The sequence below is a fragment of the Shouchella hunanensis genome, assembly GCF_028735875.1.
GTDB classification, from domain to species: Bacteria; Bacillota; Bacilli; order Bacillales; family Bacillaceae_D; genus Shouchella; species Shouchella hunanensis.
Genome location: NZ_CP117834.1, coordinates 1,174,733 through 1,195,217 on the forward strand (window position 1 = coordinate 1,174,733; position 20,485 = coordinate 1,195,217).

General features: G+C 40.3%; 19 protein-coding genes. 1 reads left to right on the top strand and 18 read right to left on the bottom strand.

Annotation, left to right across the window (positions count from 1 at the left end):
* Nucleotides 1–50: 50 nt before the first annotated feature.
* From PQ477_RS06100 to fabZ, 4 genes are all read right to left on the bottom strand, one after another.
* Nucleotides 51–1,580 carry a peptidoglycan-binding protein gene (locus tag PQ477_RS06100; RefSeq protein ID WP_274273182.1) on the bottom strand — a complete coding sequence of 510 codons (1,530 nt, stop codon included), beginning with the start codon at nucleotides 1,578–1,580 and terminating at the stop codon, nucleotides 51–53.
* 287 nt (nucleotides 1,581–1,867) lie between these two features.
* On the bottom strand, nucleotides 1,868–2,818 hold the full coding sequence (locus PQ477_RS06105; protein WP_144560230.1) for an agmatinase family protein: 951 nt from the start codon (nucleotides 2,816–2,818) through the stop codon (nucleotides 1,868–1,870).
* A gap of 94 nt (nucleotides 2,819–2,912) precedes the next feature.
* Nucleotides 2,913–5,591 (bottom strand): YhgE/Pip domain-containing protein, encoded by a 2,679-nt coding sequence (locus tag PQ477_RS06110; RefSeq protein ID WP_274273183.1) that lies wholly within the window; start codon nucleotides 5,589–5,591, stop codon nucleotides 2,913–2,915.
* A 259-nt stretch (nucleotides 5,592–5,850) separates the two neighbouring features.
* The gene (gene fabZ, locus PQ477_RS06115; protein WP_035394312.1) at nucleotides 5,851–6,273 is read right to left on the bottom strand and encodes a 3-hydroxyacyl-ACP dehydratase FabZ; all 423 of its coding nucleotides are present in this window, start codon (nucleotides 6,271–6,273) and stop codon (nucleotides 5,851–5,853) included.
* Between the two features lie 134 nt (nucleotides 6,274–6,407).
* Here fabZ and PQ477_RS06120 point away from each other — a divergent pair, with 134 nt between their 5' ends.
* Nucleotides 6,408–7,172 (top strand): alpha/beta hydrolase, encoded by a 765-nt coding sequence (locus tag PQ477_RS06120; protein ID WP_035394310.1) that lies wholly within the window; start codon nucleotides 6,408–6,410, stop codon nucleotides 7,170–7,172.
* A 48-nt stretch (nucleotides 7,173–7,220) separates the two neighbouring features.
* On the opposite strand, the gene PQ477_RS06125 is transcribed toward PQ477_RS06120, so the two are convergent.
* From PQ477_RS06125 to PQ477_RS06190, 14 genes are all read right to left on the bottom strand, one after another.
* The gene (locus tag PQ477_RS06125) at nucleotides 7,221–7,847 is read right to left on the bottom strand and encodes an FMN-dependent NADH-azoreductase (RefSeq protein WP_035394309.1); all 627 of its coding nucleotides are present in this window, start codon (nucleotides 7,845–7,847) and stop codon (nucleotides 7,221–7,223) included.
* Nucleotides 7,848–7,951: 104 nt separating this feature from the next.
* A complete protein-coding gene (locus PQ477_RS06130; protein WP_274273184.1) occupies nucleotides 7,952–9,028 on the bottom strand; it encodes a Ger(x)C family spore germination protein in 1,077 nt (358 codons plus the stop codon).
* The gene (locus PQ477_RS06135; RefSeq protein WP_035394307.1) at nucleotides 9,025–10,122 is read right to left on the bottom strand and encodes a GerAB/ArcD/ProY family transporter; all 1,098 of its coding nucleotides are present in this window, start codon (nucleotides 10,120–10,122) and stop codon (nucleotides 9,025–9,027) included. The genes PQ477_RS06130 and PQ477_RS06135 overlap by 4 nt, the downstream gene beginning before the upstream one ends.
* 16 nt (nucleotides 10,123–10,138) lie before the next feature.
* Nucleotides 10,139–11,653 (bottom strand): spore germination protein, encoded by a 1,515-nt coding sequence (locus tag PQ477_RS06140; protein WP_052007780.1) that lies wholly within the window; start codon nucleotides 11,651–11,653, stop codon nucleotides 10,139–10,141.
* 161 nt (nucleotides 11,654–11,814) lie between these two features.
* Complete coding sequence (locus PQ477_RS06145) at nucleotides 11,815–12,420, bottom strand: DNA-directed RNA polymerase subunit beta (RefSeq protein WP_274273185.1); 606 nt, start codon at nucleotides 12,418–12,420, stop codon at nucleotides 11,815–11,817.
* Nucleotides 12,421–12,440: 20 nt separating this feature from the next.
* On the bottom strand, nucleotides 12,441–13,220 hold the full coding sequence (locus tag PQ477_RS06150) for a flagellar hook-basal body protein (RefSeq protein ID WP_274273186.1): 780 nt from the start codon (nucleotides 13,218–13,220) through the stop codon (nucleotides 12,441–12,443).
* Nucleotides 13,221–13,234: 14 nt separating this feature from the next.
* Entirely contained in the window at nucleotides 13,235–14,026 is a 792-nt protein-coding gene (locus PQ477_RS06155) for a flagellar hook-basal body protein (RefSeq protein ID WP_035394304.1), read from the bottom strand.
* An 11-nt stretch (nucleotides 14,027–14,037) separates the two neighbouring features.
* Nucleotides 14,038–15,042 carry a rod shape-determining protein gene (locus PQ477_RS06160; RefSeq protein WP_035394303.1) on the bottom strand — a complete coding sequence of 335 codons (1,005 nt, stop codon included), beginning with the start codon at nucleotides 15,040–15,042 and terminating at the stop codon, nucleotides 14,038–14,040.
* A 163-nt stretch (nucleotides 15,043–15,205) separates the two neighbouring features.
* Nucleotides 15,206–15,481 carry a sporulation transcriptional regulator SpoIIID gene (gene spoIIID, locus PQ477_RS06165; protein WP_035394300.1) on the bottom strand — a complete coding sequence of 92 codons (276 nt, stop codon included), beginning with the start codon at nucleotides 15,479–15,481 and terminating at the stop codon, nucleotides 15,206–15,208.
* Between the two features lie 188 nt (nucleotides 15,482–15,669).
* Complete coding sequence (gene spoIIQ / locus PQ477_RS06170; RefSeq protein ID WP_052007777.1) at nucleotides 15,670–16,488, bottom strand: stage II sporulation protein SpoIIQ; 819 nt, start codon at nucleotides 16,486–16,488, stop codon at nucleotides 15,670–15,672.
* A gap of 177 nt (nucleotides 16,489–16,665) precedes the next feature.
* Complete coding sequence (spoIID, locus tag PQ477_RS06175; RefSeq protein ID WP_035394298.1) at nucleotides 16,666–17,685, bottom strand: stage II sporulation protein D; 1,020 nt, start codon at nucleotides 17,683–17,685, stop codon at nucleotides 16,666–16,668.
* A 164-nt stretch (nucleotides 17,686–17,849) separates the two neighbouring features.
* The gene (gene murA / locus PQ477_RS06180) at nucleotides 17,850–19,148 is read right to left on the bottom strand and encodes a UDP-N-acetylglucosamine 1-carboxyvinyltransferase (RefSeq protein WP_274273187.1); all 1,299 of its coding nucleotides are present in this window, start codon (nucleotides 19,146–19,148) and stop codon (nucleotides 17,850–17,852) included.
* Nucleotides 19,149–19,189: 41 nt separating this feature from the next.
* The gene (locus PQ477_RS06185) at nucleotides 19,190–19,945 is read right to left on the bottom strand and encodes a YwmB family TATA-box binding protein (RefSeq protein ID WP_052007775.1); all 756 of its coding nucleotides are present in this window, start codon (nucleotides 19,943–19,945) and stop codon (nucleotides 19,190–19,192) included.
* A 102-nt stretch (nucleotides 19,946–20,047) separates the two neighbouring features.
* On the bottom strand, nucleotides 20,048–20,281 hold the full coding sequence (locus tag PQ477_RS06190) for a DUF1146 family protein (protein WP_051667680.1): 234 nt from the start codon (nucleotides 20,279–20,281) through the stop codon (nucleotides 20,048–20,050).
* Between the last annotated feature and the right edge of the window lie 204 nt (nucleotides 20,282–20,485).

The following is a 20,485-nucleotide window of genomic DNA, read 5'->3' on the forward strand; positions in this document are numbered from 1 at the left end:
AAAAGCGGGTATAGATGAGGAATCATCTATACCCGCTTATCTCAGTAATCTTAGTGTAAACGTTTAGCGCCTAAATATCTTGGAGCCCAATAGGAGTTGTTTAAGTCAGAGACTTCTACACCGCGAGAAGAACCAGTGTGAATAAACTTGTTATCGCCAATATAAATCCCATTATGAGTTGGACCAGCTGCGTATGTCTCAAAGAAGACGATATCGCCAATGCTTGGTGAACTTACTGATGTACCAGCGTTCCACTGAGCTGCTGCTGTACGAGGAAGTTCGATTCCATTTTGACGGAAGATATACTGAATCATTCCACTACAGTCAAATCCTGCAGGAGATGTTCCTCCCCATAAGTAAGGTACGCCAATAACAGATTGAGCTGAAGAAATTAAACCTGATACAACGTTACTTGAACTTGAAGTAGACGTATTGCTTGTGTTTGTATTCGTTACAGGTGCTGCGTTATTTGTATTTGTATTTGTGTTCGTACTTGGAGCCGGTGCTGCCGCTGTATTATTTGAACTTGTACTTTCAGAAGCAGTTGAATCATTTGAAGATGAGTTCGACTCAGTGCTCGTGCTCTCGTTTGAAGATGAGTTTGACTCAGTGCTCGTGCTCTCGCTTGAAGATGAGCTTGATCCAGTGCTTGTGCTCTCGCTTGAAGATGAGCTTGATCCAGTGCTTGCTGCAGCCGGGCTACCGCTAAGCGTACGTACTGTAGCTGGTCCAGCAATTCCATCTGCGGAAATGCCATTTGTACGTTGGAATTCCATTACGGCTTTTTTCGTAATTTCGCCATAATAACCAGTCGGCTCTGCATTAAAGTACCCTAATGAACGAAGCTGTTGCTGTAAATCCGTTACATTCTCGCCACGAACGCCTACACGCATAGAAGAAGATGCCGGTGTTTCTGCCGGTGCTTGTTCTTTTTCTACTGTTTGCGTAGCTTCTTGTTTTGGTTCTTCCTTAGCTGGCGTACTTGTTTCTGTTGATACCGTTTCAGAAGCTGCTGGCTTCGCGTCAGCTGTACCTAGGGCACCGCGTGTTTCTGGACCAACAATTCCATCTACTAAACGTAAGTTTTGCGCTTTTTGGAATGCAACAACAGCATCACGGGTAATGGAACCATAATAACCAGTAGAAGATTGGTTAAAGTAACCTAAAGAACGTAATTCGTCTTGTAGATTTGTAACATCATTTCCTCTGCTACCAATTCTAAGTAAATTCGATTGAGTAGTTGTCGTTTCTTTTTTCTCTACTTTAGTAGTAGATTCTTTTCCTAAAAGTGAACCGAACGTTTCTGGTCCAGCAATTCCGTCAACGCGAAGGTTGTTTTCTTTTTGATAATCCAATACAGCGTCACGTGTATATGTACCAAAATAACCTGTTGCTTTATGGTATGTAAAAAAGCCTTTTTCTTTAAGTATGTTTTGCAGTTCTGTTACGTCCTGATGAGACATACCTTGTTTTAACGTTTGGTCACCTACTGCTGCTTCCGACACTTGTGGAGCAACTGCTACAACTCCAGCAACAACAGCTGAAGAGAATAAAAATTTGTTTAGATTCGATTTGCTCAAGAGAATGCCTCCTCAAAATTTTAAAATAGATCTAGTTTGTTATGACATGAATGATTATGATTAACTACTACATGATCTTCTTCGACAAGATTGACTAAATTTTACACGATATTTCGCTCTTAATCTATCAATGTAACCAAAATGTAATATTACATTTGTAATAATACAGACAAAAAACGCATAATAGCACGTATTTATGCGTCAAAAAAATTTCCAATTACTAGTTTACTAGGACAAAAAAAGTTAGCTTACATGCTCCTCTTAAGAGAACATGTAAGCTAACTCACTTACGTACGATTTCCTTTTGTTTGAATATGACCTGCTAAAGCGTATAACACAAGGGTTGAAGCAAAATGTGAAGAAACATCGTTCGCATCTTGCTGCGGGTAAACCTCAACAAAATCCATTCCAATGACTCCCCTAGACGTAAATTCATGTACGAGAGTCAGTAGTTCGTATGATGTAAGACCATTCGTATCAACTGGTCCTCCCGGATTAAACGCTACGTCTAATACATCACTACAAACCGAAAGGTAAATCATATCAACCTCTTTTGCAGCTTCTTCATAAAGGCTAGCTGCATAAGCGCGTAAGTTCGTCGCTTCTTTTATATCTGTACTGGTAATGGTCTTTGCCCCTGCTTCATGTGCATATCGACCTGTTTCTGGTTTATTTCGCGGCCCGTGTATACCGATGTGCAGTAAGCTCTCATTTCGTACTTGATCAAGCTCATACAAACGAGCAAAAGGGGTTGACCGTGCATACTTTTCCCCTTCGTGATGCGGCATATTATCATAATGCGCATCTAAATGTAGAATGCCAATCTTTTTATCCGGAAACTGTTCAGCTAAACCAGCAAGAATTGGATACGTAATCCCATGATCCCCACCTAAAGCAATGGGAAAAGCCCCTGTTTGCCAGACATTTCGTGAAAAGGTTTGAATTCGCTTCATCGTTTCATCTACATCTGCCGGAACAACATCAATATCACCTAAATCCGCTAATTGTAAGTGCTCAAAGACGTCGATATGGTCTAACTCTGGCAAATACCCAGAATATCGTGCTGAAGACAGTCGCATTACTTTTGGACCCAACTCGCACCCTGTATAATCACCCCATGTGACTGCCCCTTCCCATGGAACCCCATACACAAGTACATCTGCGTCATTTATATTCTCAACTGTTCCATTCTTAGCACCTAAAAAAGGCGGTGTGTTTCCATAAATAGGCTCTGTCATTTGTTCATCTCTCCTTTACACATCTCTTCTTTCTCATTCCTGTTTTCCTGAAAAGAAAACCTTTTTATAAGGAGAGATGAACGAAAGGCTTTGTTTAATCAATCATTCGACTTGATTTTGATTTAGCAGTAGTCTCTTGCATTCGCTTTGCTAGTGGTTTTTTCAGTAATAAACCAAACGACAGAGCCAAAACGAAGACAAGAAGTAGCACGCCAATCATAGTAGCTGCAGTTGACCAAACAATACCTCCAACAGCTTCCCTCAGCAAATTAATAGCATAGGTAAAGGGTAAGAATGGATTAATTGCCTGAAAGAACGGTGGTGCCACTTGAATTGGAAATGTTCCTCCTGCACCTGACAGCTGTAAAACCATTAGAACGATTGCTAGCGCCTTCCCAATATTTCCGAATACGGAAGCCAGAGTGTACACGATTGTCATAAACACAAATCCAGTTAATAGCGTAAATAGAAAGAAGTAAACTGGATGAGCAGCATACGTCCCTAATAAAAATAGGTTTCCGAGGCTGACGATCGTTCCTTGTAAAAAACTAACGATTAAAAAGAGTACTAAACGGCCTAAATAAATGTGATGGACCTTATACTCTTCACGCATATCTTCTGGATGAACATCTGTTTTCAATAAGTTGACGAGAAGGAGAGAACCTACCCAAAGCGACAGAGCTGTATAAAAAGGCGCATTAGCAGAACCATAATTCGGTACTGCATAAAGCTGTTCTTCAACCAGCTTGACGGGCTCTCTAAAAAAAGCACTTTCCTCTTCAATGTCATTTCGAAGTAGCGCGACCATATCATTCAGATTATGATTTTCATCAAAGTCACGAATACGATCGGCTGCGTTCCCAACCGTTTCTTCTAAATCCGGCAGTTGTTCATCTGCAAATGCAGCGACTTCCCCTAACGTTTCTTCAAATTGAGGAAGGTTCGTTTGAATAAGCTGTATGACGTTTGACAATTCATCTTCTATCATCGGCAAATCAGTACGAACAAAATCAGCTGCGCCGTGGATGTTCTCTTCAATACCTGGAAAATCAGTAGCAAAGAACGTATTCACATTGTGAATGAGTCTCTGAAGCTTCGGTAGCTCCTCTTCAATAAACTGTACGCCTTCTTGCAGCTGTGCTCGAACAGTTGGCAATTCACCAAGTAGGTAACGAATTTGCTCTTCTCCAGCCACACGAACCTGATCTGCTTGATTAATGAGTTGTTCAAGTTCTGGTAGACGATCCCGTTGCTGTTGAATGGTTCCTTCAACAGTTATTACATCTTCTTTTAACTGCCCAATCCCCTCTTTCATCGTTGCTGCTGCATCATTGGAAAATAGACCTTGGGCACGACTCGCACTTCCTTGTATGGCCGCAACACGATCGCGTAATGATTGAAGCTGGTTCTCTCCAATCGATCCAGATGATTTTAGAACATCAAGCCCGTCATCAACTTGCTGTTGTAACGCATTTAATTGTTGATTAAGGGATGCTAATGAATCAATTAGTGCCTCTGTGTCTGTATTTGGCGATAACTCATTTACTTGTTCAAGAAACGATATGGCATGCCCAATGGCCTCTTGATTGGATTCGAGCAAACGACTTGCTTGCTCTAATTGTGGGATAACGTGCTCAATGCTTTCACCTGATTCCACTTGTTCTAATGCAGCTAAAATAGAACTTGACGTTTGTTCGATGATTGTGGCTTGATTGGATATGAACTGAACAATTGGATCAACGGAGCGTTCCAACTCATCTAGAACGTCCACCATTTGTTCCGCATACTGCTCCATATCCCCACTTATTTCGGTTGCTTTTGGAAGTGCATCTTTGGCTTTCGTGAGCGCTTCTTCCGCAATAGTGAGCAACTCTAATGTTTGCGTCAGCTGACTTTCTATTTCATCTAATCGCCCGTTTACTTTTTCCGCTTGAACAACAATATCATCTACCTCCGGCAATACTTGCTCGACCTCTATTAATCGGTCTGCTATTTGGTGGACCATTGGCAAGTAACCTTCGACTTGGATAACAACATCTGCACCTTCATTAATTGCATCGAACTCTTCTTCCACCGCCAAAAAACGATCCAGCTTTTCTCTTAATTCTGGCCAGTCGTTTTGAAGTTCAATAACCGTTTCACCTAACTCATTAATCTCTGGAAAACGATCCTCTAAATCAAAAATTAAGTTTTCAATACGACGAATAGTTGGCAACTCATTTTCAAGCTCTATGCCAATATCGTTCAATTGTGTAAACAAAGATCTAGAAGCTTCTTCAAGAAATTGCTGACTAATCTCATCCACAACAGCCGATGCACCAGCAGAGGTCATTTTAGGGGCAATCGCATTCATTTTTTCGTTGACTTCATAACGAACTTCTGGTGCATGTGGGTCACCGTTAATGACGCTCGTTAGTTGCTCAGAAAATCCTGCATCAAGATACACACTTGCATAGTACTCACCATCTCGTACCCCTTTTTCCGCTTGTTCTCGATCAACAAAAATCCACCCCATCTTATCGTTATCGGCCAAATTTTGAACAAGTTCGTTTCCGACATTAATGGGCTCCCCTTCTACAGTGGTTCCTTGATCTTCATTAACAATCGCCACTTTAATGCCCTCTGTATTACTGTAAGGATCCCAAGAAGCAGCAATATTAAACCAAGCATAAAGAGCTGGTAGAAAAGCGAGGCCCACTAATAATAGCGCAACGAGTGGTACTCGCTTTAAATTTCTAAAATCCTGTTTTATAATATCGCGTATTTGTTTCATAGCGTATCTGTCTCCCTTAAGGTTACTGATACATATCATACAAGAGAGTTTTATAATAGACAATGAATATCCACAAAGAGAACAATCTTACATATTTGCATATGTATCAAGGGGTTTGTCTTTAACGACTGGGCTTTTTCATTCATAAAAAAATATGTGAAATTCCTCTAAAATGTACGGATAACATAAAAAAGAACGAGGGGTTAACCCACGCTCTATTCTATCCGTTCTATTAAGAGAAAAGTTGAAGAACCTGCTCTTACTTAAATGCAAATGTCATGTCAGCTTGAGCAGCAATTTCACCATCAACGTAAGCAACACCAGTCGCTTTTGCAACAGGTCCTTTCATACGTGTAATCTCAATTTCTAACCGAAGCTGGTCGCCTGGGCGAACAGGACGTTTAAATTTACACTGGTCAATTGCTGCAAACAAACCAATTTTTGTTGTGTCTTCTTGCGCTTTCGCTACTGCAATACCAGAAACTTGTGCTAAAGCCTCAACAATTAACACACCCGGCATAACAGGATATTCAGGAAAATGCCCATTGAAGAACTCTTCATTGACCGTAACATTTTTAATCCCTACTGCTCGCTTTCCGGCTTCTAATTCAAGAACCTTGTCAACTAACAAGAATGGGTAACGATGGGGAATTAACGCTTTAATTTCTTCTATTGATAACACGAACGCCACCTCCTCTTTCTTTCTATTCGACTTATTTTATCATATTTTTCGCCTTAAACTAAGCAAGAGAAGGATTTATAGAATGACTAGCGAATAAGGATATGTGAAGGACCATTTTAAAAGGAGCGAATATCGTGGCACTAATTCATATGACAATGCATGCGACTACTATAGGAAAACAAATAGGAATTCAACTCATCCTACCTGATAACGCTACACCTCCATATAGAACACTTTATCTTTTTCATGGCTGGAGCGATAATGAGACCGCTTGGTTACGTAATACAAACGTTGAGCATCTAGCAAATGAGTATAACCTTGTCATCTGCATGCCTGATGTTGGACTGAGTTATTATAATGACATGTCCTATGGCGGGAACTATTATTCGTTCATTCAAGACGAGTTGCCAACGACGATGGAGAAACATTTTACTCTTTCTAAAAAAAGTGAACATCGCTACGTTGCGGGCTTATCAATGGGTGGATTTGGTGCATTCAAGTTAGCGTTAAACGAACCAGAGCGGTTTCGAGCAGCGGCAAGTTTCTCAGGCGCTCTGCTTATTGAAGACTTAGTTGCTCTTCAAGAGAAGAACCAAGATACAGAGAGAAAACCTTACATGCAAGCCATTTTTGGGCTTGAGAGGAACATTGCACAAACGAAGAATGATCTTTTATATAAGCTAGACCAAGTTGACAAACAGTCTATTCCATTACCATTGTTTCAATACTGTGGGACAGAAGACTTCCTCTATCCGATCAACCAAACATTTCGTAAGCATGCTGAGAGGACTTCTCTTCCTTATCAATACATCGAGGGACCAGGGGATCATACATGGGACTATTGGAATGCTTGTTTAACTAATTGGCTAAAGCGGCTAAACGATTTGCAGCTTTTATAATAAAAAACGCATGAAAGGATTGTTCTCCTTTCATGCGTACCTACTTTATTAGAAACGTCCAGCTGCTGTTGCAACGTTTGTTAGTCCTTCTTCAAGAATGCGCTCTTTTTGATCTGGAGCCGCATTATGCCCTTCAATAACAATCTCTTCCGGGTTCACAATACCCCATAAAGAAATAGTCTGGCGGACAAGTTTCATTGCCATTTCTGCACTTTCCATCGGTGTGCCTTCTGAATAAATGCCACCACGAGCACTTAGAAGAACGACTTCCTTATCTCCAGCTAACCCTATTGGGCCATTTTCAGTGTACTGGAATGTAAAACCAGCTTGAGCTAAATACGAAAGATACGTAATAAGGGGAGCCGGTACTGTAAAATTCCAAAGAGGAAAAGCAATCATTAGTTTATCTGCTTTTGAAAACTGATCACGGTAATAGCTAATCGTATTAACCAATTCCTCTTCTTCAGCCGTCAAATCAACTTGTTGCGCTTTCTTTGTTAGTGCTGCAATAGCCTTTTCACCGTAGTAAGGCAGATTTGCTTCGAAAAGGTTCACCTCTTCAACTGTATCTTGCTCATGAGTTTCCTTATATGATTGAACAAATTGATTATACATTTTTACGCTGACGCCATGCTCATGACGATCACTAGCATTAATCATTAGTACATTAGCCATTATATTTTTCCTCCTACTAAAAAAATGAACGTCTTCCATTGTACCGCTACACGGTCATTTGTAAAGTAGGTACTTTAAGGATATATAGTATAAAAAAGATACTGTTATTGGCTAACGCCTGATTCAACAATCTTCACATCTACTTTAACGTGTACATCCATTTGTTGGAACGCGTTATACCACTCTTCCTCACTTATCTTCTCTTTCTCTAATTGCCTAGCTCCTAACCCTATTGGATCGACCTGGTTTTCTTGCATTAATGAAACAATATCACGAATTCCAGAAGCAATATTGGCTTTAGCCGCTTCTACAATGTCCTTTACTTTTTCTTCAGTAATAAGCCCTCCTGAATATTCACTAATACGACTTTTCACTTTTACATCAATGTGAATCACGTTTTGATCCATATCTGTTTTTAAATCTAAGTTAGATCGTATTTCTCGGAGCACCGCAACTCCTTCCCCTTGATCCATCGCAACTTCAATTAATCCTCCATGCTGATAACCATCTTGAATTAATTTCAAATAAAAGGAGTCGTTTAAATCAACTTCTGCCACAAAGCGATCGTCTTTAAAAAGAGCCATCCCCTCTACTCGTAGTGCATTTTCTGTATAAGATAATATCGGCATAATAGGGTCTTTGCCCTTTTCATAGTAAGCTCTCATAAATAAGTGCATATTCGTTAGCGGTAAGTTTCCATAGTCTACATTGTGGGAAAGCATATCACTTAAGTAAGTACCTATTTCTGTTTGCAGAGGAAATTCACGGTTTAACATCGTCTCTGCCTTCCCTCTCGTCACACAGAGATACGACTTTAGTGCAATCGTTGGATCTCGATAATACGTATCCAAAAGAGAGAAAATACCGGACTTTGCGAGCTCATCTTGAACAACAATGGCAGAAATTTTCCCACCGTGTATAGGTCTTGAAGACATGGCATTCAGCTTTAAACGAAGCTCTCTCGTTGATGTTGACACAGCAGAAAGCGTTACGTTATTCAGTTCCTCTTCCATTGAATAAGCGGATAATGTTACCGTACCACGAAACTGATCGTCTTCTGCCCGATCAAAACCGACTATTGTCACGAGTTGTAGTTCATCAATAATATTCGTACGCACCCCAGAAAAGAAAAGGATCACAACCAATATCGTCACAAAAAAAATAAAAATCTTCTTTTTCATGCCGAATGCCCTCCTTTCTTTCTTCGTATATAACTAACGATTAAAAGTAATGGAATGAAACCGAAAATAAATACTGGTCCAATATAGTTAATGCTTTCATTGAGCATATTAATCTCATCACGAGTCGTAAATTGAATGGTCGTTATAAACACTAATATAAGTACGAAGAAAACCGTCTTTCTGTGTGTTATACGAAACTGAAGCTTGAGAAGACGACTGGACGCCCAGATCGTTAAGATGATATTTGGAAAAATAACAAGTAGCCACATCGCGATTCCGATATATTCAACCCGCTCAATAAAAACGAAGGAAGCAATTTTCCATGCGCTTAAAGTCGGCCAAATGGTCAGCTTCAACTGCTCGGCGCTATAGTAGATAAAGGTTAAGAACGTAATCACTAAATAAGCGATGGTTGTAGCGAAACTACCTAAATGAGCGTACTGCTGCGCTTTATCCTTGTCTTGCAAAAATGGATAATAAACAAAAATTAGCTCCGCTCCTGCAAAACTTAATGTTAATATGAAACTTGCTTTAAGAATATCAAGAAACGTCGACGACATCACTGGATACAAATGAAACCATTCGGCATATTCAAGAACTGGAGCAATAGTAGGTGTTAACAAAAAAGGAAGAAACGAAAACAAAAACGTCAAGCCAGCTATTACTCGAAACCCCTTTACAATGGCATAATAGGCAACTAATAAGAAGGCAAGGGCAATCGACCACGTCGCTAGCTCTATGTAAATCCACACTTGGACGATCTCAATATAGGTGCGTAAAACGACAACCGCTAGAATGGCAAAATAAAGGCTAAAAAGAATCGTCATGATACTACCTAGCCATTTTCCATATAAAGTCTTGTTGACCATATAAAGATCAGGCTGTTGCGTTCGTTTGATTGTCTTAAACATCATCCAAATAATAAGTTGGTTGGCTGCACCTGCAATCACTACTGCAAGCCATGATTGGTAACCTGCTATTTCAGCAATATAGCGTGAAAAGCCTAATACTCCCACTCCAAATTGTGCGCCATGCACAAGGAAAAAAGCCATATAAGCAGGAACTTGTAGATGATTAGGGGGCGTTTGTGCCATTACAATGCTCCTTCTTCTAATAACCGTCGTCAATATCTTTAGTCGGCTTAGAATGTCTGTTAAATGGTCGCTTCTTTCTCTTCGTTTGCAGAAATCGCGGTCGCGTCCCTTGCATTGATTGCGGCAACCGTAATAGAGAATCTTTCATATCTGTGAAGGAAAAGGGGTAAATAGGAGCCATATATGGTCTACCTAATGAAGTCAGCGATAATAAATGGCTCATACAAATAACCGAAACAAGTGCTATTGCAATTAACCCCCATGCTTGAGCAGCAATGATAAATGGGAACCGCACAAAACGAATCGTTGTCCCCATGCGATAAACAGGGATTGTAAACGATGCTAAAGCAGCCAATGACACAATAATGAGCAGGACATTACTTGTTAAACCTGCTTCAACAGCAGCTGTTCCAATGACGATCCCTCCAACAATCCCGATAGTTTGACCCACCTTTGTTGGAAGACGAGCTCCAGCTTCTCGAAGTAACTCAATTGTTATTTCCAAAAAAAGCGCCTCCATAATTGGTGGAAACGGAACCGCTGTTCTTGAAACAACTAGACTAGAAAATAAGTCTTGCGGAATGATTTCTGGATGATACGTTAAAATTGCTACATAAAGGGGCGTTGCGAAAATAGAAAAAAACACCGCCATAATACGTACCAACCGTAAAGCAGAAGCTGTTTGCCAAGAGAGAAGATAATCCTCGAAAGCGGAAATAAATTGAAATGCAGTCACAGGTGTAATGAGTGCTTGCGGTGAACCGTTTGTTAAGATGATGATCTTCCCTTCTAACAACGCTCCTGCCGATCGATCAGGTCGCTCCGTATCAATGATCTGTGGAAAGATTGATCGTGTATCTTCAAGCACTTGTAGGAGCATGGAAGCATCTTGAATTTGATCAACGTCCAACTCACTCATGCGTTTTTGTACAGTTGCCACATTTTCCTCATTCGCAATCGATTTGCAGTAAACGACGTATACATCTGTTTTTGAATGACTGCCTACGGTATATTTTTTCATGTATAAATCTGACGAAGGAATACGTCGTCTTAATAAATTGATATTTACTTCAACCGTTTCAATAAACGATTCTTTCGAGCCAAAAACACTGAACTCAATTTCCGGTACAGTTACTTCACGATCTTCTTGATAAGACAAATCCACTAACAGATAATTCTTTTTTCTGCTTTCTTCAACGAGCAACAAGATCGACCCTTTTAAAAGCCCCTCATCCGCTTCTAAAGCCGTGTGACAAAGCTTCATTTCAGTTGTATACAATCGTTCTTTAAGTTGTTCAAATGTATAGTGAGATAGCTTACCCATAGGGTGCAGAACATGAGAAGGCAACTTTTGCATGTCGATCATGGATTCAAAATAAAACATCGTCACTTTTTGTTTTGCGCCTTGCCAATCTTCCCTCTTTACGAAATCATCAGATTGACTTGCATGTACGATGACCTCTTCAATGGTTTGATAGGAAGCAATATGCTTTTTGGGTTGGTTCGGCGATTTTTTATTGGAAAAGACCATTGATTCCTATCCCTCCACACTTTTCTCTAGTATGTGAGACAGATTTAAAATCATACATGTTTCTTCTATTGCAAGAAGAGATCTAGCTAAAAGCTTGTTAATAGAAACGAACGAACCTAAAAAGGCACGGAAGGATTTTGTTCATCCTTACCGTGCCTTTATCATTGACCTCTTATGGTATCAATAATGTTGTACCACAACTCTGGTCTTAATACTTCAAATGTATTCTCTTCGCCACCGATAACCGAAAAACCAATTACTAATCCGATTATGAGCGCAGCGCCTGCTAATACAGCTACAACGATAATTCTTAACCAAATGGGAATGAGTCTTATACGACCTCGTTTAAATGGCTCATTCTCACGATGGGTATTTTCTTCCTCATGTTGTTTTCGCTTTCGTTCTTCTCTCGTCAGCGGCTCTTGCGTGTGAAGAGGGGCAGCACCAACAGATTCTTCATCGATCAACGCTTCTGTCGATTCAACAACTTCCTCTTCACTTTCCTCAAGCAAAAGCATCTGTTCCGAGTTTTCCGCATTAGTATGATCACCTTCTTCTTGAACGTGATCGTTATGATCTTGCACTGGTTCTTGGACATTTTCTTTCTCAAACGTCTCCGGATTGGCAAGTTGCTCTTGGTCACTCTTCTCGAGCATTGAGTCTGAAGAAGATTCATTATTAGGTTTTGCTTTAGACTCATTTATTTCTTCCTGCATCGAGGACTCTTCTATTTCTTTATCAGAAGTGTCGTTGCTTCGATCACTCAAGTCCGCACCTCCCCCTCGCTTTAACGTCTAATATTGTTTACGAGGCCAGCCATGTCATCGGAAAATGTAAACGCTCTTGCTTGTAGCTGAATTTGCCTTTGTGTTGAAATAAGTTGAGTCATCTCTTGACTTAAATCCACATTCGATTGCTCAAGCGCTCTTTGTTTTAGTTGATTTGCTTGCGCTTGTCCAAAGATAGCATCTTCTTGAAGGTAGACATATTGATTTTCTCCAACTGCTTCTAAAGCCTGAGGCCGGTCAATCTGTGTTAACCCGAATGTAGGAATAACTTGTTCTTGTCCGTCAGCAAGTTCTGCAGTCAATCCACCCTGCTCAAGTCTTAGTGAAATAGTGGATGCAGGTAAAAGAATAGGCGTTCCATTTTCATTAAGCAGTGGTTCTCCACTTTTCGTTACGAGCGAAAGTTCTCCTCCTGCTGTTTCAGAGAAATAAAACGTTCCGTCTCTCGTTAAACGCTGACCATCGTTTGTTGCTATTGTAAAGAAAAGTGAAGGCTCCGTCAAAGCAAAATCGAGAGCTCGATCGGTTTCTTTCACATCCCCTTGCGTTGCAGATAGAGAAGTTAGTGATGCTCTCGCTCCAGTTCCCACTCTTAAGCCATGTGGTGTTGAGCGATTTTCATTAGGTTGATTCGTATATTCTGATGAGAGTACATCCGAAAAAGAAACTGAGCGACTTTTAAACCCAACGGTATTAGCATTTGCAATATTGTTTGACAGCGTCTCCAGCTTTATTTGTAGCTGCTGAAGCGTTGCCGCGGAACTATATCCGGATATCAACGGTGTACCCCTCCTTAACTAATTCGCCCAACTTCATTCACTGTTTTTTCTAAGCTTTGATCATACGCTTGAATAACCTTTTGATTTGCTTCAAACAACCGATAGGCTTGTAACATCTCATTCATCGTGCTCGTCACATCAACATTGCTGTTTTCTAGTGCATATTGTTGCACTGAAAACGTTACGGTATCTACATTATAAGCGGATTGCATATCCGTTTGATCATTACGTACGTATCCGTTCCCCTCTTTTATGAGGCCATTGACATCATCAGCGACAACAACTTCAAGAGAGCCAACTTCTTCTCCACCTACTACGACAACACCAGAAGACTGAATCGTAAAGGATTCGTTTCCTACTTGCAGCGGATTACCGTCGGTGCCTAGTACCCGTCCACCGCTAGCCGTAACAAGATTGCCATTCAAGTCAACTTGAAAATTTCCGTTTCGTGTATAACGAATACCATTTTCTGTTTCAACCGCAAAAAAAACCGCTTCTCCATCGGTAGCTCCACCCTGAACCAACGCTAGATCAGTGGCTTGTCCAGTCTGTTGAATATCGCCTTGTTGAGCGTTCATCATATGTTCCTGCAAGTAAACTGCAGTAGGCAATTCACCGACAACTTGTCTATTAGGTGATTGATAAGCATTGTTCGCCTGCATTAGCATTGTTGGAAACGACCGTGTTACCGACTGATCCGCTTTATACCCAGGTGTATTGGAGTTAGCCAAATTATTCGTTAACTGGTCTTGGCGATATTGCATCGAAAGCATGCCACTTGTTGCAGTATAAAAACCTTTTAACATACGCTACCTCCTTAAATATGAACTTTCTTATTTGACATGCGATCAAGATTTTCAAGTAAAATACCAGTACCTGTAGCCACACAGTGCATCGGTTCTTCTGCAATCAAGACAGGGATTTTTAGCTCCTCTGCTAGTAACGTATCAATTCCATGTAAATAAGCTCCTCCACCAGTAAGCATGACACCGCGATCAATAATATCAGCTGACAGCTCAGGAGGCGTTTGTTCTAATACGTGTTTAGCAGCTTGTACAATGTAGTCGACTGATTCTACAAGCGCTTTTTCAATTTCTTCTGAACGAATCGTAATATTGCGTGGCAAACCTGACACCATATCGCGACCGCGAATGTCCATTTGCTCATTTCTCGCTCCTGGAAATACCGTTGCAACTTGTTTCTTAATTTCTTCAGCAGTCCGTTCACCTATAAGAAGCTTGTACTCTTTTTTTATGTAAGATAGGATATCAGAATCGAATCGGTCACCTGCTACTTTAATGGAAGAGGCTGTAACAACATCACCCATAGATAGAACAGCGATGTCCGTCGTACCACCGCCAATGTCAACGACCATATTTCCACTAGGTTGAAAAATGTCCATTCCTGCTCCAATGGCTGCGACTTTCGGCTCTTCTTCCAAATAGATATTTTTGCTACCTGTCTTCTCTACAGCTTCGCGTATCGCTTTCTGCTCTACCGATGTAATATTTGTTGGGCAGCAAACTAAAATCCGAGGTTTAGAGAATAAACCTTTCACATTGATCTTGTTTAAGAAATGTTTTAACATCGACTCTGTCATCTCAAAGTTTGCAATGACACCGTCCTTCATTGGACGAATAGCTACGATATTTCCAGGTGTACGTCCAACCATGCGAAAGGCTTCTTCTCCTACAGCCAACACTCGTTTTGTCGTCGTATCAAGGGCTACAACTGATGGTTCATCTAATACAATCCCTCGACCTTTAACATAAATTAATACATTCGCTGTTCCTAAATCAATTCCAATATCACGACCTAGCATGACTTTGTTCCCCCTTCTTTCTCGTTACAATTTATATGGTGATGTGCGCAAAACATCCGATTCTTATGTAATGTGTACCTGATTCTCTATTTAAAGACGCACTTTTTACCTATTATAAATAGTAACACAAATTGGGGAGAAACGACTCATCTTGTCGAAAAATTTATCTCTGAGTCTTGACAGCTGGTTGTTCGACTTTACGATACTTTACTTTTGTCGCTTCACCACCTCTTAAATGGCGAATCGACTTGTGATACTCAAGAATCTCTTTCACGTCGTTAGCAAGCTCTGGATTAATCTCAGGTAAACGTTCTGTGAGATCCTTGTGTACAGTACTCTTTGAGACTCCAAATTCTTTCGCAATCGTACGAACAGTCTTTTTCGTCTCAATGATGTACTTCCCTATCTTGATGGTTCGCTCTTTGATGTAATCGTGCACACGACTCGCCTCCCTATTTCTGTTAAGGTGATTGATAAAGTGTATTAGCAAGTCGCGCATGATATACCACATTTTCACAGAGTTTATCTGTTTTTCAAAAAAATCTAATTGACTATACAAATAATTCAGACCCTATAAATGAGTAAAAGCATAGCCCATTTAGCACGAGCTATGCTTTCCATCAATCTTTATTCCGTTTCGCCTTCAAGTTCTTCACCAACAGATGGCTTGTTTTCTTCCGGCTTTTCATTTTCATCAGGCTTTTCGTTTTCATCTGGCTTTTCATTTTCTTCTTTTTCGTTCTCTTTTTCTTTTTCTTTCTTCTCACCTTGTGGAGCAAAGGCAGCAATGTCTTCAACTGATTTTTCCATTGCGTCAGTCGGATTAACTGCTACACCATCATGGCGCACTTCAAAGTGAACATGAATTCCTGCTTCTTGGTTGTATGAATTGGCACCTGCTTCACCAATGACATCGCCTTGAGAAACCTCTTTGCCTTCCTTCACTTCTAGAGTTGAAAGACTAGAATAATGTGTCACAACACCATCACCATGATCGACTTCTACGACAAAACCTAGTAACGAATCTTTCATCGCTTTTGTGACAACACCGCTCATCGAAGCCATTACAGGAAACGCTTCTCCGTTCTTACTTGCAAAATCAACGCCTTTGTTTTCTACATACATGTTGTTAAAATAGACAATAGCTTGCTCTTGCTCTTCCACTTCTGCTTGTGCATCATAGAAGATTCCTACTCTATCAAAATCTGTTTCATTTTCAACAGGTAGGTGGAAGGATTCATTTGCAACGTTTACAGGAGCTGTTGGCTCTTCTGTTTGTTCAGGTCCTTCACTAATCTCTAATTCTCTTTCTGTATCTTCTCCACTTTGAAGAAATAAAACCGTACTCAAAAGACCAGCAGCAGCAGCAAGATAAACACTCGGTAACACCCAACGCTTACGCATCAAATCTTGAATTTTGTTTGAAGAATTTTTTTCTTCTTTCATTTTCTCATCACCTCTGCCAATCATTCTGAGCAAATTAATAGAAATATATACATGCCAGCGAAAAAAAGATTTAATTATTTTTCAGTAGCCGTAACTTCGTTCATAGCAAGGGTTTATTGAAACCAGACAAACAAAAAAAGACTGGCTCTTTCATGAAGATGCGCAGTCTTTTCAAATCTATCCTTCTATTTGTTCCATCGTTTCAATGGATACACCTGAATAATAGTGTGAAACAATCTCTTTATAGGTTTTTCCTTCTTTTGCCATTCCGTTTGCACCAAATTGACTCATTCCTACCCCATGGCCCCAACCTTTTGTTTGAATGACAACAGTATTTCCATTTATATACCAAGAAAAATCAGACGAATCTAAGTTCAATGCTTCTCGAATATCCCGCCCACTAAACCGCTTATCAGCGATTTGAACACGCTCCACTCGACCACCTTCTGTTCTCGATTGAATTTCACCAATGGAGCCGTCGCCCCTTAACGTTACGCCTAATTTTTCTTCAAATTCTTCTATTGTCAACGTCACCTCTTCATCAAACCGGGGAGAATTCTGATCCCACGGACTTTCTACACTTTTTAAATAAGGAATTTCTTGTGCCCAATAATCCTCTGAATTCTCGGTATACCCATTACTAGTCGAAAAAAATGCTGCCGTAATAGGTTGCTCGTTATAGACGATTACTTCTCCTGCTGTCGCAAGAACCGCTTTTTCTACCTTTGCCCAGTTTTCATCAAACTTGTCTCCCCACTTTTCCTTCAGTTCTTCTTTATTTTGATACACTTGATGCGTTACGGTGTCTGTTACAAGTGCATCTCCAGGAACATTGCGGCTGTCATCAGCTATATTCTTCTGCGACATGAGATAAGTCTGAGCTGCTAAAGATTGAGCTTTTAAAGCCTCAAGCTCATATTCTACAGGCATCTCCGAGGCAACAACACCTATTACATAATCCGTTAAGGCGACGGCTTCTACTTCTTCCTTTTGTGAGCGGTACACGTCAATTGTCGGTTCTGGCTTAATAACTTCTGATTGTACAATTGGCTCACTCGCTTGGCTTGTCTTCTCTAAAGGCGCTAGTTTAAATGGTTCCTGAGCGGTTTGATTGCTCTCATTTATACTTACCATTGCTGCGGGAATGAGAAGGATGACAACAATTAGAAGTACAGCTGGAATCAAAATCTGTTTCATGGCATTCCTCCTACATTAGACAATTACCTACTTTAGAGACTATGTCCATGAACGGAAAAAAAGACGTTTTTTTCACAGCAAAAAAAGCACACCGCCTGGTATGCTTTTTCGACTAAAATCCCAGCAAAACGACAAGATTTCACTATTTCCCCGGAAATACAACCTTATAGCAATTCTGCTGTTTTTTCAAATTCATTTTCTAATTGCTCTTCCACTCGTTCAATATCAGCACCTAATGCTTTAAGCTTTTCCGTTAAACCCACGTAACCGCGGTCTAGGTGCTTTAATTCTGTAACACGAGTATATCCATCTGCTACTAATCCTGCGATGACCAATGCGGCACCCGCACGTAAGTCTGTTGCACCTACCTCTGCACCTTGTAATGACGTAGGACCGGATACAATCGCAGAACGGCCTTCGATTTTAATGTTTCCGTTCATTCTACGGAACTCTTCAACGTGCATAAAACGATTCTCAAAAACCGTTTCTGTTACAACACTTGTACCCTCAGCTCGAATAAGCAATGCCATCATTTGTGCTTGCATATCCGTTGGGAAGCCTGGATGAGGCATTGTTTTAATATCTACGGCTTTAAGCACTTCAGGACCAATAACACGAAGTCCTGTTTCACCTTCTTGAATCTCTACACCCATTTCGCGCATTTTTGCTACAAGAGGACGCATATGCTCAGCAATTGCACCTTCAACGAACACATCTCCACCTGTAATGGCAGCAGCAACCATAAATGTTCCTGCTTCAATGCGATCAGGAATAACCGAGTGAACCACACCATGAAGCGCAGCTACACCTTCAATTTTAATAACACCTGTGCCAGCGCCTCTTACCTTTGCGCCCATTGCGTTTAAATAATTTGCTAAATCAACAATTTCAGGCTCTTCAGCGACATTTTCAATGATTGTTGTTCCTTCAGCCAGAACAGCCGCCATCATAATGTTTTCCGTTGCTCCAACACTTGGAAAATCAAGATAAATCTTCGTTCCTTGAAGCTTTCCATCGATGCGAGCTTCAATAAAGCCATTTCCAATTTCTACTGTTGCACCCATCGCTTCAAACCCTTTTAGGTGTTGCTCAATCGGGCGTGAACCAATGGCACATCCACCTGGCAATGCAATTCTTGCGCGACCAACACGTGCAAGTAAAGGACCCATTACTAGGAAAGATGCACGCATTTTACGAACGTATTCAAACGGTGCTTCCGTTTTAAGCGCACGATTAGCATGAACAACGAAACGTCCATCTTCATAATCAACTGCTACGTTCAAATTTGTCAAAACTTCCTTCATTGTATAAACATCTGTAAGAGATGGTACTTCCTCGATAACACTATTTCCGTTTTCCGCTAAAATTGATGCTGCTATTACAGGTAGGACGGCGTTCTTTGCACCCTCTACCTTCACGGAGCCGTGCAGCTTGTTGCCGCCACGGACAATGATTTTTTCCAACGTATTCCCCTCCGCGTCTGATATTTGTCTCTTCTATATTATCAATATTCAGTCGTAATTATAGGCGTTCCAAAAGTTACTGTTGTTCTAGAGCCCAACTCTTGATGTTCGCGTAATGCGATTTGAACGTTCATCTCTTTATCATCATTTGTCGCAATACCATTGGTCCATCCTTTATGATATGCAGAGATAGATACAAACGTTTTTTCTTCTAGGCCCTCTAATGTGGTCGCGCCCAATTGACTTACTAAATCCTCGGCCTCAATCATTAAATCTTGAGGCGTATCGTCCATTTCTGCCGTTAGTTCATAAAACGACATAGACGATTTTAAATCAAAACCTAATGTACGTAATCGATCTTTAAACAATTGTTGATTCTTGAGTTCACCATTTCCATTTGAAAGGAGCTCATACGTTTTTTCTACTTTGTAACCTTTTGTTGTTGAGGTCGCTATCCATTTAACTTTTTCCAGTAACTTTCCCTCATAATCGCCATTTATAAACGTGACATGCACATAATTATTGTCTTCTTCCAAAGAAGCACGTTCAAATTCAGGATATTCCTGTTCGAACTGGTCTAGCTGTGTATAAAAATCATCTACATGTTCGCTTTGATTTTTTATGCGGACTTGCCAATCTGTCATTGTCATTTTATTTTTCTCAACAAGGTCATTAAAGGCATTCATTTGATGATAGAATGTATCTTCTTTTCCTAAGGTATCTTTCTCAAAAGCAAAAAGAACGCTACAGAAAACAACGATAAGCAATAGAAAACAGACAGAATACATTTTATTCATATCAACATTCCCCTCCAGGACCAAAAGGTTTTCTTACTACCATTTTTACCTGAAGCAGAAAAAGCATACATAAAAAACAAAGGTTCTTATGACATTTTTTTACTAGAAAAGATAAGGTAGGTACCGAACAGCTTGGGCATACTCAATAAAAAAACGAGCAAGTAAATGTCCCAATGTAATTGCCACTAACACTTTTAAAACAGTGGCTTGGGTACTTTTTGGATTTTTCACGAACAAATCAAAGCGGAACGATTGTAACGCCCACCATGCTATGACTAAACCGAGAAGATTTAATAGAATATGTATAAACGCTTCCAAACCTAAATCGCTTGTCAACCTTATGACCCCATTTCCTATTCAATCCCGGCAAACAAAAAGTCAAGCTAAAAGTTCGCAATCCATTTTCAATGATAACGGATTTACGCATAAAAAGCTACCGCTTTCGTTAAGGAATTCATTCCACTTTCATAACAAAAAATGAAGATTTGGTTACAGTTTAGAATGATCTTTATCTAAAGCGCATTCATATGCACTTTACCC

Coding starts and splice junctions, on each gene's coding strand:
- PQ477_RS06105 (WP_144560230.1), bottom strand. CDS start 2,818: ATGACAGAGCCTATTTATGGAAACACACCGCCTTTTTTAGGTGCTAAG.
- PQ477_RS06185 (WP_052007775.1), bottom strand. CDS start 19,945: ATGAATAAAATGTATTCTGTCTGTTTTCTATTGCTTATCGTTGTTTTC.
- PQ477_RS06160 (WP_035394303.1), bottom strand. CDS start 15,042: ATGCTAGGTCGTGATATTGGAATTGATTTAGGAACAGCGAATGTATTA.
- PQ477_RS06125 (WP_035394309.1), bottom strand. CDS start 7,847: ATGGCTAATGTACTAATGATTAATGCTAGTGATCGTCATGAGCATGGC.
- spoIID (WP_035394298.1), bottom strand. CDS start 17,685: ATGAAACAGATTTTGATTCCAGCTGTACTTCTAATTGTTGTCATCCTT.
- PQ477_RS06155 (WP_035394304.1), bottom strand. CDS start 14,026: ATGTTAAAAGGTTTTTATACTGCAACAAGTGGCATGCTTTCGATGCAA.
- spoIIQ (WP_052007777.1), bottom strand. CDS start 16,488: ATGAAAGAAGAAAAAAATTCTTCAAACAAAATTCAAGATTTGATGCGT.
- PQ477_RS06140 (WP_052007780.1), bottom strand. CDS start 11,653: ATGGTCTTTTCCAATAAAAAATCGCCGAACCAACCCAAAAAGCATATT.
- PQ477_RS06135 (WP_035394307.1), bottom strand. CDS start 10,122: ATGGCACAAACGCCCCCTAATCATCTACAAGTTCCTGCTTATATGGCT.
- PQ477_RS06110 (WP_274273183.1), bottom strand. CDS start 5,591: ATGAAACAAATACGCGATATTATAAAACAGGATTTTAGAAATTTAAAG.
- PQ477_RS06130 (WP_274273184.1), bottom strand. CDS start 9,028: ATGAAAAAGAAGATTTTTATTTTTTTTGTGACGATATTGGTTGTGATC.